This is a genomic window from Aquincola tertiaricarbonis (assembly GCF_023573145.1).
Taxonomy (GTDB): Bacteria; Pseudomonadota; Gammaproteobacteria; order Burkholderiales; family Burkholderiaceae_C; genus Aquincola; species Aquincola tertiaricarbonis_B.
On the sequence record NZ_CP097636.1, the window covers coordinates 2,224,645 to 2,237,562 of the forward strand.

Consider the following 12,918-nt stretch of genomic DNA (forward strand, 5'->3'; position numbering starts at 1 on the left):
ACTTCTTGGAATCGGCACATCGTAGGCAAGGCCCTGCAGCAATCGATGCTTGATTTGCCGCCAGAGGCCTATATTCCAGGCAAATCATTCTGAGAATCAGCCATGCCCGAGCAAATTTCACTGGACGCCTACAGCCTGCGCATCCTGGCCGAGCTGCAGCGCGATTCACGCCAGACGGTGCAGCAGCTGGCCGACGCGGTGGGGCTGTCGTCCAGCCCCTGCTGGAAGCGCGTGAAGGACATGGAAGCGGCCGGCGTGATCCGCGGCTACACCGCGCTGGTGGACGCCGAGAAGGTGGGCCTGGGCCTGCGCGTGGTGGTGGAAGCCAACCTGGAAAAGCACAGCGAAGACCTGGTGCGCCGCTTCGAGGCGGCGGTGGCCGCCAGCCCGCACATCGTGCAGTGCCACAGCACCACCGGCCAGGCCGACTACGTGATGACGGTGCTGGCCCCCGACATCAAGCGCTACGAGCAGCTGCTGCACGACACCATCTTCCGCCTGCCCGGCGTGACGCATGTGCGCTCGTCCATCGTGTTGCGCGAGATCAAGGCCGAGGTGGCGCTGCCGGTGGAGCCGGCGGGGCAGGCCAAGCCAAGCGCCAGGCCGCGGCGCGCAAAGCGCTGATCACAGGTCCGGGAACGGCGAGCGGACATGCGCTTGCCATCCGATGCTGCGGCTTCTTCATCACAACGCAGCAAGGACCGAAATGCAGACCCTCCAAGGCAAGGTGGCCCTCATCACCGGCGCCAGTTCCGGCATCGGCCATGCCACCGCGCTTTTGCTCGCCCGGCACGGCGCCGCCGTGGTGCTGGGCGCCCGCCGGCTGGCGCCGCTGCAGGCACTGGCCGACCGCATCAAAAGCAGCGGCGGCCGGGCCAGCGCGCTGGCCGGCGACGTGCGCGACGACGGGTATTCGCAAGCATTGGTGCGGCAGGCGCAGCAGGTCTACGGCGGCCTGGACATCGCCTTCAACAATGCCGGCACCCTGGGGCCGATGGGCCCGACGCCCGAGGTGCCGCCCGATGAATGGCGCAGTGCGCTCGACACCAACCTCACCAGCGCCTTCCTGGGTGCGCGCCACCAGTTGCCCGCGCTGGTCGCGCGCGGCGGCGGCTCACTGATCTTCACCTCCACCTTCGTCGGCCACACCGCGGGCTTTGCCGGCGTGGCGGCTTATGCCGCCAGCAAGTCGGGCCTGATCGGCCTGGTGCAGGCGCTGGCGGTGGAAGCCGGCCCCGCGAAGGTGCGCGTGAATGCGCTGCTGCCCGGCGGTACCGACACGCCCATGGCGCGCGAGATGAACGGCAGCCCCGAGCAACTGGCCGCGGTGGCGCGGTTGCATGCGCTGGGCCGCATCGCCACGCCGGACGAGATCGCGCAGGCGGTGCTGTTCCTGGCCAGCGATGCGTCGTCCTTCGTCACCGGCAGCGCGATGCGGGTGGATGGGGGCGTGTCCATCCACCGCGGCTGAGCGCCGCGGCGGCCCACGGGCTCAGCGGCCGACCATGCGCTGCATCGCCTCGGGATAACGCCCGCCTTGCACCGGAATGGCTTCGGCGGCGCTGCGGATCTGCTGCAGGTCTTCCGCGGTGAGCTGCAGCGCAGCGGCGCCCAGGTTCTCTTCCAGCCGGTGCAGCTTGGTGGTGCCCGGGATGGGCACGATCCACGGCTGCTGGGCCAGCAGCCAGGCCAGTGCCACCTGGGCGGGCGTCGCGCCCTTGCGCTCGGCGGTGCGGCGCAGCAGCGCCACCAGCGCTTCGTTGGCCTGCCGCGCCTCGGGCGTGAAGCGCGGCAGCGTGGCGCGGAAGTCGCCCGGCTGCAGCGGCGTGCTGGCGTCCATCTGGCCCGTGAGGTAGCCGCGCCCCAGCGGGCTGAAAGGCACCAGGCCGATGCCCAGCTCGGCCAGCAGCGGCAGCACCTCGGGCTCCAGGTCGCGCGTCCACAACGAGTATTCGCTTTGCAGTGCGGCCACCGGCTGCACTGCATGGGCGCGGCGGATGGTCTCGGACCCGGCTTCCGACAGGCCGAAGTGCTTGACCTTGCCCTCGCGGACCAGGTCGCGCACGGTGCCGGCCACGTCTTCGATGGGCACCTGCGGGTCAGGCCGGTGCTGGTAGAAAAGGTCGATCGCGTCGGTCTTCAGCCGCTTCAACGAAGCCTCGGCCACCTGGCGGATGCGCTCGGGCCGGCTGTCCACGCCCGGCATGTTCTCGACGCGAAAGCCGAACTTGGTGGCGATGACCACCTGCCCGCGCACTGGGGCCAGCGCTTCGCCCACCAGCTCTTCGTTGTCGAAAGGTCCGTAGACCTCGGCGGTGTCGAAGAAGGTGACGCCTCGGTCGACGGCCGCACGCAGCAGCTTGAGCATCTCGCCTCGGTCGGGCTTGGGCAGGTAGCCATGGGTCATGCCCATGCAGCCCAGGCCCAGGGCGGAGACTTGCAGGCCGCTGCGGCCCAATTGACGTTGTTGCATCTGCGGTTCCTCCGTGGAAGTTGACCGCAGTGTGCATGCCGGCAGGCAGGCCCTGCCGGCATCAGGCCTTCAGGGCTAGAAGGCTCAGGCGACCTGCACCTGGATGCGCCGCGGCTGTGCGTGCTCGGCCTTGGGGATGCGCAGCTTCAACACGCCGTGGGCCAGCTCGGCCGTCACCTTCTGGCTGTCCAGCTCCTTGCTGAGCGTGAACACCCGGCGGTAGCGGGCGCGGTCCACTTCCACATGGCTGGCGGCCATGCCTTCGGGCACCGGCAGGCTGACCGCGCCTTCGATGGTCAGGGTGTCGCGCTCGACGTTGAGTTCGAGCGCTTCCTTGGCCACGCCCGGCAGGTCGGCATACAGGGTGATGCCGGTGGCATCCTCGATCACGTCGACGGCGGGCACCAGGGCGGCCTCGGCCGCGGTGTTGCGCGGCTGCGCGGCGCCAGCGGCGGCCGGCGCTTCAGGGCGCTGGGCGGGTACTTGAGCGGTGGTCATGCTGAACTCCTCTCGATACGTGAACTTGTCTAGACAGGTACAGTGTCACTGCACGCTGATGCGGCGCGGCTGGGCAGCCTGGCGGCGCTGCACGCTGATGCGCAGCACGCCGTCGCGGTAGCTGGCCGACACGCCGTCCGGATCGGCATCGTCCGGCAGGCTGACCACGCGCTTGAAGGCGCCGGCAAAGCGCTCGTTGATGTGCACGGTGGACTTCTCGCCGGCTGCGGGCACCGAGCCGCGGCGCTCACCGGCCACGCTCAGGATGCCGCGATCGAGCTGCACGTCGATGCTGGCCGGATCCAGCCCCGGGGCGAAGGCATACACCTCGAACGACTGCGGCGTGCTGCCGACGTTCAGCGCCGGGTAGCCGCCGCGGGCGTAGCCGCGGATACTGGGGGTAAGGTCGAAGGCCTGCTGCATCTCACGTTGCAGCCGGTCGATTTCGGCGAAGACGTCGCGCGAAAAAAGGGATCGTGCCATGGCAAATCTCCTCGATGGGTGGACCAGGCGCCGCGGTGGTTCTGCGATGCGGCGGCGCCGATGCATCCAACAATGAGGATGGGGCGGGCGGGTTTCAAGAGGGCGGGGCGAAGTGGCGCTTCGCTTGTGCGCGCTTGACAAAATTAGTAACGAGCGCCAATACTATTCTATGATCGAGAGCTTCCTAGACAAGCGCACTGCAGCGATCTTTCTGGGCCAGGAGGTGCGCGGCTTGCCGAGGGAGATCCAGACAACTGCCAGACGAAAACTCAAGGTCATCGACGCCGCTCAGTCCCTTGAAACGCTCCGCGTGCCGCCGGGCAACCGTCTCGAGCCGCTGAGAGGAGACCGCAAAGGGCAGTGGAGCATCCGCATCAACGACCAGTGGCGGATCTGCTTCAAATGGCATGACGGCAGCGCGTTTGAAGTCGAGATCACGGACTACCACTGACGGACGCGGTCACACACAGGTCAATGGAGTGAACGACCATGAGCATTGCACGCAACGAACTGAAGTCGCTCAACCTGCGCGGCGTCACCACCGGCCGCCGGCTGGACCCGGTGCACCCCGGCTCGGTGCTATTGAGCGATTTCATAGAACCCATGGGCATCACGCGCTATCGCGTGGCCAAAGCCATCGGTGTGCAGCAGCGGCGCATCGACGAGATCTGCGCCGGAGAACGCGGCATCACCGCCGACACGGCGGTTCGTCTGGGTCTGGCCTTCGGTGTGGAGCCGCAGTTCTGGCTGCAACTGCAGGCGCAATACGACATCGAGGTGATCCAGCGCGAGCAGGGCGACCGGCTGGCTGATGAAGTGCAGCACCTGGCTGCTGCCTGACACAGCCACCGGCATGGCTGCAGCCGTCACCTGGCCAGCACCCGTGTGGGCGCGAAACTGCCGAACAGGGTGTAGCCCGCACCAGCGTAAACGGCGGCCATGGACGCCCGACAGGCCGTTGCAATGACCGCCCACGAGTTTCTCGCCTGGGAGACCGCCCAACCCGGACGTCACGAGTTCGTCAACGGCGAGGTGTTCGCCATGGCCGGAGGCGACGACCGGCACATGACGGTGGCCGGCAATGTGTACATCGCCCTTCGGCAACGGCTGCAGGGCAGCGGCTGCAGCGCTTACCTGGGTGAGGTGCGCACCTGGATCAGCGCCGCCAACTGCTACTTCTACCCGGATGTGTTCGTCACCTGCAGCGAACGCGATCGTGCCGACCGGCTGCACAAACAGGACCCGCTGCTGGTGGTGGAGGTGCTGTCGCCCTCCACCGCGGCGTTCGACCGCGGCGCCAAGTTCGCGGCCTATCGGCTGGCGGAGAGCCTGCGCGAGATGGTGTTCATCGATCCGGAACGCCGGGTGACGGACGTCTACCGCAAGGGCGACGACGGGCTCTGGGTGCTGCACCCCTTCGCGCCGACCGAGGCCGTTCACCTGGCCAGCGTGGATCTGGCCCTGCCGCCCGCGACGCTCTGGGCCGAGGTCGGCGCCTAGACGCCCTGCGCGTTCACCCCCGCTTGGCCACCAGCGTCAGGATGTCGTAGCTGGCCACCAGCTCGCCGTGCTGGTTCTTCACTTCCACGTCCCAGGCCACCACGCCCTGGCCCACGCCCTTGTCGTCGGTCTTGTTGCGGTCGATCTTGCGCTTGGCGGTGAGCCGGGCCTGGATGGTGTCGCCGATGGCCACCGGCTTGACGAAGCGCAGCGTGTCCAGCCCGTAGTTGGCCAGCACCGGCCCCGGCGCCGGGCTGACGAACAGGCCCGCCGCCGCCGACAGCACGAAGTAGCCGTGGGCGATGCGCTGGCCGAACTGCGTTTGCTTCGCGGCGATCTCGTCGAAGTGCATGTAGAAGTAGTCGCCCGACACGCCGCCGAAGTTGACGATGTCGGCCTCGGTCACCGTGCGCCGGTGGGTGAGCAGCGAGTCGCCCACCTGCAGCTCTTCAAAGTACTTGCGGAACGGGTGCTGCGGCGTGTCGGTGACCTTGGCGCCGCGCACATGCTCGCCGGTGATGGCCGCCAGCATGGTGGGCGAGCCCTGCACCGCCGCGCGCTGCAGGTAGTGCTTGACGGCGCGCACGCCGCCCAGCTCTTCACCGCCGCCGGCGCGGCCCGGGCCGCCGTGCTTGAGCGCGGGCAGCGGCGAGCCGTGGCCGGTGGACTCGGCCGCGGCCTCGCGGTCCAGCACCAGCAGGCGGCCATGCATCGCGGCCGCCACCGGAATCACGCGCGCGGCGATGGCCGGATCACGCGTGACCAGCGTGCCCACCAAGCTGCCGCTGCCGCGGGCGGCCAGGGCCAGGGCCTCATCCACGCCGTCGTAGGCCATCAGCGTGCTCACCGGGCCGAAGGCCTCGATGTCGTGCACCGCGCTGTTGTTCAGCGCATCGCGCGCCAGCAGCAGCGTGGGTGCAAAGAAGGCGCCTTCGGCGGTGCCTTCGCCCACCGTCGCGCAGCCTTCGCCGCCCACCACCAGCTCGGCGCCCTGGCGCAGCTGGGCCACGCGCTCGGCCACGTCGACCAGCTGCGCATGCGAAGCCAGCGCGCCCATGCGCACGCCTTCCAGCGCGGGGTCGCCCACCGTCACCTTGGCCAGGCGCGCACGCAGGGCTTCGGCCACCGCATCGATGCGCTCGCGCGGCACGATGGCGCGGCGGATGGCGGTGCACTTCTGGCCGGCCTTGACCGTCATCTCGCGCGCCACTTCCTTGACGAAAAGGTCGAACTCCTCGTCGTCGGGCGTGACGTCGGGCGCCAGGATGGCGCAGTTGAGCGAATCGGCCTCGGCATTGAAGGGCACGCTGTGGCGCACCAGGTTCGGATGCACGCGCAGCTTGGCCGCGGTGTCGGCCGAGCCGGTGAAGGTGACAACGTCGGCCCCGCCGAGCCGGTCCAGCAGGTCGCCGGTACCGCCGATCACCAGCTGCAGGCTGCCTTCGGGCAGGATGCCCGACTGCACGATGAGCCGAACCGCCGCTTCGGTCAGGTAGCTGGTGGCGGTGGCGGGCTTGCCGATGCAGGGCATGCCGGCCAGGAAGCTGGGCGCGAACTTTTCCAGCAGGCCCCACACCGGGAAGTTGAAGGCATTGATGTGCACCGCCAGGCCGCCGCGCGGCACCAGGATGTGGGTGCCCGCAAAGCCGCCCTTCTTGCCCAGCGGCATCGCCGGGCCTTCATGCACCAGGTTGCCCGAAGGCAGCTCGTTGCTGCCCATGCTGGCATAGGCGAACAAGGTGCCGGCGCCGCCTTCGATGTCGATCCACGAATCGGCACGCGTGGCGCCGGTGTGGGCCGAAACGGCGTAGAGCTGCTCCTTGTGCTCGTTCAGGTACTTGGCCAGCGCCTTCAGCCGCTGCGCGCGTTGCTGGAAGTCGAGCTTCAACAGGTTCGGCAGGCCCACGCGGCGGGCATGTTCAACGGCCTCGGCAAAGTCGATGGCCTCGGCATGCGTGCGATACACCGGGCGGCCATTGACCGCGCTGCGCAGCGTCTGCGCGCCCTCGCTGCCCAGCCAGCGGCCGGCGATGTAGCTTTGAAGAACGGGTGCGGTCATCAACGTCTCCTAATGTGGGGCTGGTCAGCGCTCGTCAAAGGACAGCACCACGCGTTCGGTGAGCGGATGCGCCTGGCAGGTGAGCACGAAGCCGTTGGCCACCTCGTGCTTGTCCAGCGCAAAGTTGCGCTCCATGCGCACCTCGCCTTCGATCACCTTCGCGCGGCAGGTGCCGCACACGCCCGAGGTGCAGGAGTACGGCACTTCCAGGCCCGCGGCCGAGGCGCAGTCCAGGATGCTGGGCTGGTCCTTGCTGTACGAGATCTCGCGCGACAGGCCATCGCGCACGACGGTGATGCGGGCCACCGGTGCATCGCCCGGCTGCGCCTGATGGACGACAGCGCCCACCCCTGCAACCCCAGGCTGCCCCGCCGGCGCCGCGACGCCGAAGCGCTCGATGTGGATGCGGTCTTCGGGCACGCCGGCGGCCAGCAGCGCGGCCTCGGCCTCGTCGTTCATCTGGAACGGGCCGCAGATGTAGGCATGGTCCACCTGACCCGCAGGCACCACGCTGCGCAGGAACTCGCCGATCTTGTCGCGGTTCATCACGCCCATGTTCAAGGGCGCGTCGGTGTGCTCGTCGCTGAACACATGGTGCAGCACCAGCCGCGTGAGGTAGCGGTTCTTCAGGTCTTCGAGTTCTTCCTTGAACATCGTCGACTTGAGCAGCCGGTTGCCGTAGATCAGCGTGAAGCGGCTCTGCGGCTCGCGCGCCAGCACCGTCTTCATGATCGACAGGATGGGCGTGATGCCCGAGCCACCGGCAATGCCCAGGTGGTGGCGCCGCGCCTCGGGCTGCAGCGGCACGAAGAAGCGGCCTTGCGGCGCCATCACCTGCACGGTGTCACCGGGGCGCAGGTGTTCGTTGATCCAGTTGGAGAACACGCCGCCGCGCACCTTGCGCACGCCCACGCGCAGCTCGCCATCGTCCACCCCGGCGCAAATCGAATAGGACCGCCGCAGGTCCTGCCCCTCGATCTGCGTGCGCAGCGTCAGGTATTGGCCTTGGGTGAAGCCGAACACCTCACGCAGTTCGGTCGGCACGTCGAAGGACACGATCACCGCTTCCGGCGTGTCGGGCGTGATGGCACGCACCCGCAGCGGATGAAAGTCGAAACTCATGATGGTCTCCTGCCCCGCAGGGCGGGTGGGCTATATCGGTTTGAACAGCTCGAAAGGCTCCTGGCAAGCCAGGCAGCGGTACAGCGCCTTGCAGGCGGTGGAGCCGAAGGCCGAGAGCTGTTCGGTGTGCAGGCTGGCGCAGCGGGGGCAGGCGATGCGCTCGCGCCGCACGATGCGGATGGGCGCGCCGCCTTCAGGCACGGCCACCGGGCCCGGCGGTGCGATGCCGTATTCACGCAGCTTGCGCCGGCCGTCTTCGCTGATCCAGTCGGTGGTCCAGGCGGGCGCGCGGCGCATGCTCACGCGGGCCGGGCCCAGGCCGGCGGCGCTGATGGCGTCCAGCACGCTGCGCTCGATCACCTCGGTGGCCGGGCAGCCGGAGTAGGTGGGCGTGAGCACCACCTCCAGGCCGTCGTCGTGCTCCAGCACGTCGCGCACGATGCCGAGGTCGCGCACCGAGATGGCGGGCACCTCGGGGTCGGGCACGTCGCCCAGCACGCGCCAGGCGGCCTCGGCCCTTGGGGTCACCACACGCCCCCGGGGTAGCTGCGCTGCAGGTGCTGCATCTCGGCCAGCATGTAGCCCATGTGTTCGGTGTGCACGCCGCGCTTGCCGGTGGAGCGGAAGGCGCTGTCCTTGGGCAGGGCCAGGCCGGCTTCTTCCAGCACGGGCTTGACCTCGGCCAGCCAGTCGGCCTGCAGCAGGCTGGGCTGCGGGCCCAGGCCGCTGGCGTAGGCGGCATCGTCCACCGCATCGGTCTCGAACATCTCGGGCAGGTACAGCCAGGCCTGCGACAGCGCGGCTTCGGTGCGGCGGCGCGATTCTTCGGTGCCGTCACCCAGCCGCACCACCCAGTCGGCCGCATGCTGCTGGTGGTAGCGCGCTTCCTTCAGCGCCTTGCCGGCGATGGCGGCCAGCTCGGCGTCGCTGGAATCGGCCATGCGCTGCCACATCAGCTTGAGCCAGGTGCTCAGCATCAGGTTACGCACCACGGTGAAGGCGAAGTCGCCGCGCGGCAGTTCGGCCAGCGTGAGATTGAAGTAGTCGCGCTCCTCGCGCAGGAAAGCCAGGCGGTCTTCATCGAAGCCCTGCCCGCCCAGCTGGCCGGCATGGGTGAGCAGCGCGCGCGACTGGCCGATCAGGTCCAGCGCCATGTTGGCCAGCGCGATGTCCTCTTCCAGCACCGGCGCATGGCCACACCACTCGCCCAGCCGCTGGCCCAGGATCAGGCAGGTATCGCCCAGGCGCAGCACGTACTGCACCGCGGGGGAGCGTTCCAGTTGAATCGAAGCTTGCATGGTGGGCGCCGGGCTACATGTGGTCTACGGACTTGGGCAGCTCGTAGAAGGTGGGGTGGCGGTACACCTTGTCCTCGGCCGGGTCGAAGTACATGTCCTTGTCGCGCGGGTCGCTGGCCACGATCTGGTCGCTGCGCACCACCCACACGCTGCTGCCTTCCTGGCGGCGGGTGTACACGTCGCGCGCCATCTGGATGGCCATCTGCGCATCGGGCGCATGCAGGCTGCCGCAGTGCTTGTGGTCCAGGCCCGCCTTGCTGCGGACGAACACTTCCCACAACGGCCACTCGGCCTGGCTGCTTTGCTGGCTCATGCGGCCTCCTTCATCGCTTGCTTGTTGGCATGGGCCAGGGCGGCTTCGCGCACCCAGGCGCCGTCTTCCCAGGCCTTGACGCGGGCGCCCAGGCGCTCACGGTTGCAGGGGCCGTCGCCGCCCACCACGCGCCAGAATTCGTCCCAGTCGATGGTGCCGAAGTCCCAGTGGCCGCGCTCTTCGTTCCACTTCAGGTCGGGGTCGGGCAGCGTCACGCCCAGCACCTTGGCCTGTTCCACCGTGGCGTCGACGAACTTCTGGCGCAGCTCGTCGTTGCTCACGCGCTTGATGCCCCAGCGCATCGATTGCGCGCTGTTGGGCGACTGGTCGTCGGGCGGGCCGAACATCATCAGGCAGGGCCACCACCAACGGTTGACGGCGTCCTGCACCATGGCCTTCTGCGCCTCGGTGCCCTGCTGCATCATGGTCAGCAGCGCTTCGTAGCCCTGCCGCTGGTGGAAGCTTTCTTCGCGGCAGATGCGGATCATCGCCCGCGCATAAGGCGCATAGCTGCAGCGGCAAATGGGCACCTGGTTCATGATGGCCGCGCCATCGACCAGCCAGCCGATGGTGCCCATGTCGGCCCAGGTCAGCGTGGGGTAGTTGAAGATGGAGCTGTACTTGGCCTTGCCGGTGTGCAGCGCATGCAGCAGCTGGTCGCGGCTGGTGCCCAGGGTCTCGGCCGCGGCATACAGGTACAGGCCGTGGCCGCCTTCGTCCTGCACCTTGGCCAGCAGGATGGCCTTGCGCTTGAGCGTGGGGGCACGGCTGATCCAGTTGCCCTCGGGCAGCATGCCGACGATCTCCGAGTGCGCATGCTGGCTGATCTGCCGCACCAGCGTCTTGCGGTAGTGGTCGGGCATCCAGTCCTTGGCTTCGATGAAGTCGCCGGCGTCGATGCGGGCGTCGAAGCGCTCCTGCAGCGCCAGTTCATCGGCCGAGCGCAAGGGCCGGGGTGCGTCGGCTCCTTGTGCGTCCGCACCGTCCTTGCCCATCGTGTCCATCGCTTGCGTGTACATGCTGGCTTCCTTTGGCTCGTCGTGTGTCTGCGGTCGGTCTCAGCGGTCTGAAAAGCGCGGCGCGCGCTTGGCTTGGAAGGCGGCCACGCCCTCCAGGTAATCATGCGCCCGGCCGAGGTTGCGCTGCAGGTGCGCCTCCTCGTCCAGGGCCATCGACAAATCCATCGTGCCGGCGGCGTCCATGGCCTGCCGCGTGGCGGCCAGCGCGCGGGCCGGCATCGCCGCCAGGCGCGCGGCCAGGGCCTGCACCGTGGCGGGCAGATCGGCATCGTCCACGCACTGCCAGATCAGGCCCATCTGCTGCGCCTGCTCGGCCGGCAGCTTGTCGCCCAGCATCGCCAGGCCCAGCGCACGGGCGCGGCCCACCAGCCGCGGCAGCAGCCAGGTGCCGCCGGTGTCGGGCACCAGGCCGATCTTGGCGAAAGCCTGGATGAAGCTGGCCGAGCGCGCGGCCACCACCAGGTCGCAGCACAGCGCCAGGTTGGCGCCGGCGCCGGCGGCCACGCCGTTGACGGCGGCCACCACCGGCACCGGCATCGTGCGCAGGCGCAGCACCAGCGGGCGGTAATGGCGCTCGATCAGCGCGCCCAGGTCCTTGGGCTCGGCACCGGGCGTCAGGTCGGGCGCGGCGGCGGGGTCACCCAGGTCCTGGCCGGCGCAGAAGGCACGGCCGGCGCCGGTGATCACCACGCAGCGCACCTGCGCATCGGCGGCAGCAGCTTCCAGCGCCGCCATCAGCGCCACGTGCATCTCGCCAGTGAAGCTGTTGAGCTGCGCCGGGCGGTTGAGCGTGAGGGTGAGCACGCCCTCGCCGAACGACGACAGCACGAGCGCGGACGGGGTGGGCGAAGTCATGCGGGCTTGTCTCCTGGTCCGGATCTTGGGATGCCGACTCGAATTAGTCGACCGACCGGTCGGTCAATGATACACAGGGCCGTGCAGCGAATCAACCGCGCGATGGCGCTGCGGCATCGGTGTCAACCCTTGGGCCCCCGTCCCCGCCCGGGGGCCGGGTGCCAGAATTCGGCATGACTACGCCCCTTGACGCCCTTCAGAACGACCGCGAGACCTCGACGCAGGACACCACCCGCATCGACGACGTCCGCATCTCCGCCGTCCGCCCGCTGATCTCGCCCGCACTGCTGCTGGACGAGCTGCCCGTCACGCCCGAGCTGCAGCTGCTGGTGGAGCGCAGCCGGCGCCAGATCGCCAACGTGCTGCACGGCCGCGACGACCGGCTGGTGGTGGTGGTCGGCCCCTGCTCCATCCACGACCACGACCAGGCCATGGCTTACGCGCAGCGGTTGAAGTCGATCCAGGCGGAGCTGGAAGACGCGCTGGTGCTGGTGATGCGCGTGTACTTCGAAAAGCCCCGCACCACCGTCGGCTGGAAGGGCTACATCAACGACCCGCGGCTGGACGGCAGCTTCCGCATCAACGAAGGCCTGCGCCGTGCGCGCGAGCTGCTGCTGCACATCGGCGCGATGGGCCTGCCCACCGCCACCGAGTTCCTGGACCTGCTGAGCCCGCAGTATGTGGCCGACCTGATCGCCTGGGGGGCCATCGGCGCACGCACCACCGAGAGCCAGAGCCACCGGCAGCTGGCCTCGGGCTCCAGCTGCCCGATCGGCTTCAAGAACGGCACCGATGGCGGCGTGCAGGTGGCGGTGGATGCGATGGTGGCCGCGGCCGCGCCGCATGCCTTCATGGGCATGACCAAGATGGGCCAGACCGCGATCTTCGAGACCCGCGGCAACCCCGACACGCACGTCATCCTGCGCGGCGGCAACAGCGGCCCCAACTACAGCGCCGAGCACATCGACGCCGCCTGCGCGGTGCTGCGCAAGGCCGGCCTGCGCGAGCAGCTGATGGTGGATTGCTCGCATGCCAACTCGCGCAAGCAGCATGCGCGGCAGATCGAGGTGGCCGAGGACGTGGCGCGCCGCGTCGCCGATGGCGAGAAGCGCATCACCGGGCTGATGATCGAAAGCCACCTGGAAGAAGGCCGCCAGGACATCCGCCCCGGCGTGCCGCTGCAGCCGGGTGTGTCGGTCACCGACGCCTGCATCAGCTGGGCGCAGACGGCGCCGGTGCTGCGCGCCCTGGCCGACGCGGTGCGCGTGCGCCGCACGCGGCCGGCCTGAGCCAGCCCC

The 12,918-nt window shown here is 69.0% G+C and carries 16 protein-coding genes; 6 read left to right on the top strand and 10 right to left on the bottom strand.

Features of this window, described 5'->3' with window-relative positions; translation table 11 throughout:
- The first annotated feature begins 102 nt into the window (after positions 1 to 102).
- Together MW290_RS24515 and MW290_RS24520 are read left to right on the top strand one after the other, a co-directional pair.
- Positions 103 to 624 (top strand): Lrp/AsnC family transcriptional regulator, encoded by a 522-nt coding sequence (locus MW290_RS24515; protein WP_250196962.1) that lies wholly within the window; start codon positions 103 to 105, stop codon positions 622 to 624.
- An 82-nt stretch (positions 625 to 706) separates the two neighbouring features.
- A complete protein-coding gene (locus tag MW290_RS24520; protein ID WP_250196963.1) occupies positions 707 to 1,471 on the top strand; it encodes an SDR family oxidoreductase in 765 nt (254 codons plus the stop codon).
- 21 nt (positions 1,472 to 1,492) lie between these two features.
- Here MW290_RS24520 and MW290_RS24525 read toward each other — a convergent pair whose 3' ends face one another.
- The 3 genes from MW290_RS24525 to MW290_RS24535 form a co-directional block, all read right to left on the bottom strand.
- A complete protein-coding gene (locus tag MW290_RS24525; protein WP_250196964.1) occupies positions 1,493 to 2,473 on the bottom strand; it encodes an aldo/keto reductase in 981 nt (326 codons plus the stop codon).
- Between the two features lie 84 nt (positions 2,474 to 2,557).
- Positions 2,558 to 2,971: an Hsp20/alpha crystallin family protein gene (locus tag MW290_RS24530; protein ID WP_250196965.1), complete on the bottom strand. Its 414-nt coding sequence runs from the start codon at positions 2,969 to 2,971 to the stop codon at positions 2,558 to 2,560.
- Positions 2,972 to 3,016: 45 nt separating this feature from the next.
- Positions 3,017 to 3,454: an Hsp20/alpha crystallin family protein gene (locus MW290_RS24535; RefSeq protein WP_250196966.1), complete on the bottom strand. Its 438-nt coding sequence runs from the start codon at positions 3,452 to 3,454 to the stop codon at positions 3,017 to 3,019.
- 169 nt (positions 3,455 to 3,623) lie between these two features.
- Between MW290_RS24535 and MW290_RS24540 the strand changes: the two genes are divergently transcribed.
- The 3 genes from MW290_RS24540 (at position 3,624) to MW290_RS24550 (ending at position 4,954) form a co-directional block, all read left to right on the top strand.
- Positions 3,624 to 3,905, top strand: coding sequence for a type II toxin-antitoxin system RelE/ParE family toxin (locus MW290_RS24540; protein WP_250196967.1), 282 nt, complete (start codon positions 3,624 to 3,626; stop codon positions 3,903 to 3,905).
- Positions 3,906 to 3,943: 38 nt separating this feature from the next.
- A complete protein-coding gene (locus MW290_RS24545; RefSeq protein WP_250196968.1) occupies positions 3,944 to 4,294 on the top strand; it encodes a HigA family addiction module antitoxin in 351 nt (116 codons plus the stop codon).
- 99 nt (positions 4,295 to 4,393) lie between these two features.
- Complete coding sequence (locus MW290_RS24550; RefSeq protein WP_250196969.1) at positions 4,394 to 4,954, top strand: Uma2 family endonuclease; 561 nt, start codon at positions 4,394 to 4,396, stop codon at positions 4,952 to 4,954.
- A gap of 13 nt (positions 4,955 to 4,967) precedes the next feature.
- Here MW290_RS24550 and paaZ read toward each other — a convergent pair whose 3' ends face one another.
- Genes paaZ through paaG form a run of 7 tightly spaced genes read right to left on the bottom strand, consistent with a single transcriptional unit; the run spans position 4,968 to position 11,620 of the window.
- Complete coding sequence (paaZ, locus tag MW290_RS24555) at positions 4,968 to 7,013, bottom strand: phenylacetic acid degradation bifunctional protein PaaZ (protein ID WP_250196970.1); 2,046 nt, start codon at positions 7,011 to 7,013, stop codon at positions 4,968 to 4,970.
- A gap of 24 nt (positions 7,014 to 7,037) precedes the next feature.
- Entirely contained in the window at positions 7,038 to 8,135 is a 1,098-nt protein-coding gene (paaE, locus tag MW290_RS24560) for a 1,2-phenylacetyl-CoA epoxidase subunit PaaE (RefSeq protein ID WP_250196971.1), read from the bottom strand.
- A 30-nt stretch (positions 8,136 to 8,165) separates the two neighbouring features.
- On the bottom strand, positions 8,166 to 8,666 hold the full coding sequence (gene paaD / locus MW290_RS24565) for a 1,2-phenylacetyl-CoA epoxidase subunit PaaD (protein ID WP_375142850.1): 501 nt from the start codon (positions 8,664 to 8,666) through the stop codon (positions 8,166 to 8,168).
- Positions 8,660 to 9,433, bottom strand: coding sequence for a 1,2-phenylacetyl-CoA epoxidase subunit PaaC (gene paaC, locus MW290_RS24570; RefSeq protein ID WP_250196973.1), 774 nt, complete (start codon positions 9,431 to 9,433; stop codon positions 8,660 to 8,662). Before paaC ends, paaD begins: the two co-directional genes overlap by 7 nt.
- Before the next feature lie 13 nt (positions 9,434 to 9,446).
- Complete coding sequence (gene paaB / locus MW290_RS24575) at positions 9,447 to 9,746, bottom strand: 1,2-phenylacetyl-CoA epoxidase subunit PaaB (RefSeq protein WP_250196974.1); 300 nt, start codon at positions 9,744 to 9,746, stop codon at positions 9,447 to 9,449.
- The gene (gene paaA, locus MW290_RS24580; protein WP_250196975.1) at positions 9,743 to 10,765 is read right to left on the bottom strand and encodes a 1,2-phenylacetyl-CoA epoxidase subunit PaaA; all 1,023 of its coding nucleotides are present in this window, start codon (positions 10,763 to 10,765) and stop codon (positions 9,743 to 9,745) included. Before paaA ends, paaB begins: the two co-directional genes overlap by 4 nt.
- Positions 10,766 to 10,804: 39 nt before the next feature.
- Entirely contained in the window at positions 10,805 to 11,620 is an 816-nt protein-coding gene (gene paaG, locus MW290_RS24585) for a 2-(1,2-epoxy-1,2-dihydrophenyl)acetyl-CoA isomerase PaaG (RefSeq protein ID WP_250196976.1), read from the bottom strand.
- Between the two features lie 173 nt (positions 11,621 to 11,793).
- Between paaG and MW290_RS24590 the strand changes: the two genes are divergently transcribed.
- Positions 11,794 to 12,909: a 3-deoxy-7-phosphoheptulonate synthase gene (locus MW290_RS24590; protein WP_250196977.1), complete on the top strand. Its 1,116-nt coding sequence runs from the start codon at positions 11,794 to 11,796 to the stop codon at positions 12,907 to 12,909.
- The last annotated feature ends 9 nt before the right edge of the window (positions 12,910 to 12,918 follow it).

Excerpts from the sequence above, each read along its gene's own strand:
- paaE (WP_250196971.1), bottom strand. The coding sequence starts at position 8,135 with ATGAGTTTCGACTTTCATCCGCTGCGGGTGCGTGCCATCACGCCCGAC.
- MW290_RS24535 (WP_250196966.1), bottom strand. The coding sequence starts at position 3,454 with ATGGCACGATCCCTTTTTTCGCGCGACGTCTTCGCCGAAATCGACCGG.
- MW290_RS24545 (WP_250196968.1), top strand. The coding sequence starts at position 3,944 with ATGAGCATTGCACGCAACGAACTGAAGTCGCTCAACCTGCGCGGCGTC.
- paaB (WP_250196974.1), bottom strand. The coding sequence starts at position 9,746 with ATGAGCCAGCAAAGCAGCCAGGCCGAGTGGCCGTTGTGGGAAGTGTTC.
- paaZ (WP_250196970.1), bottom strand. The coding sequence starts at position 7,013 with ATGACCGCACCCGTTCTTCAAAGCTACATCGCCGGCCGCTGGCTGGGC.
- MW290_RS24520 (WP_250196963.1), top strand. The coding sequence starts at position 707 with ATGCAGACCCTCCAAGGCAAGGTGGCCCTCATCACCGGCGCCAGTTCC.
- MW290_RS24590 (WP_250196977.1), top strand. The coding sequence starts at position 11,794 with ATGACTACGCCCCTTGACGCCCTTCAGAACGACCGCGAGACCTCGACG.
- paaG (WP_250196976.1), bottom strand. The coding sequence starts at position 11,620 with ATGACTTCGCCCACCCCGTCCGCGCTCGTGCTGTCGTCGTTCGGCGAG.
- MW290_RS24515 (WP_250196962.1), top strand. The coding sequence starts at position 103 with ATGCCCGAGCAAATTTCACTGGACGCCTACAGCCTGCGCATCCTGGCC.
- MW290_RS24550 (WP_250196969.1), top strand. The coding sequence starts at position 4,394 with ATGGACGCCCGACAGGCCGTTGCAATGACCGCCCACGAGTTTCTCGCC.
- MW290_RS24525 (WP_250196964.1), bottom strand. The coding sequence starts at position 2,473 with ATGCAACAACGTCAATTGGGCCGCAGCGGCCTGCAAGTCTCCGCCCTG.
- MW290_RS24530 (WP_250196965.1), bottom strand. The coding sequence starts at position 2,971 with ATGACCACCGCTCAAGTACCCGCCCAGCGCCCTGAAGCGCCGGCCGCC.
- paaA (WP_250196975.1), bottom strand. The coding sequence starts at position 10,765 with ATGTACACGCAAGCGATGGACACGATGGGCAAGGACGGTGCGGACGCA.
- MW290_RS24540 (WP_250196967.1), top strand. The coding sequence starts at position 3,624 with ATGATCGAGAGCTTCCTAGACAAGCGCACTGCAGCGATCTTTCTGGGC.
- paaC (WP_250196973.1), bottom strand. The coding sequence starts at position 9,433 with ATGCAAGCTTCGATTCAACTGGAACGCTCCCCCGCGGTGCAGTACGTG.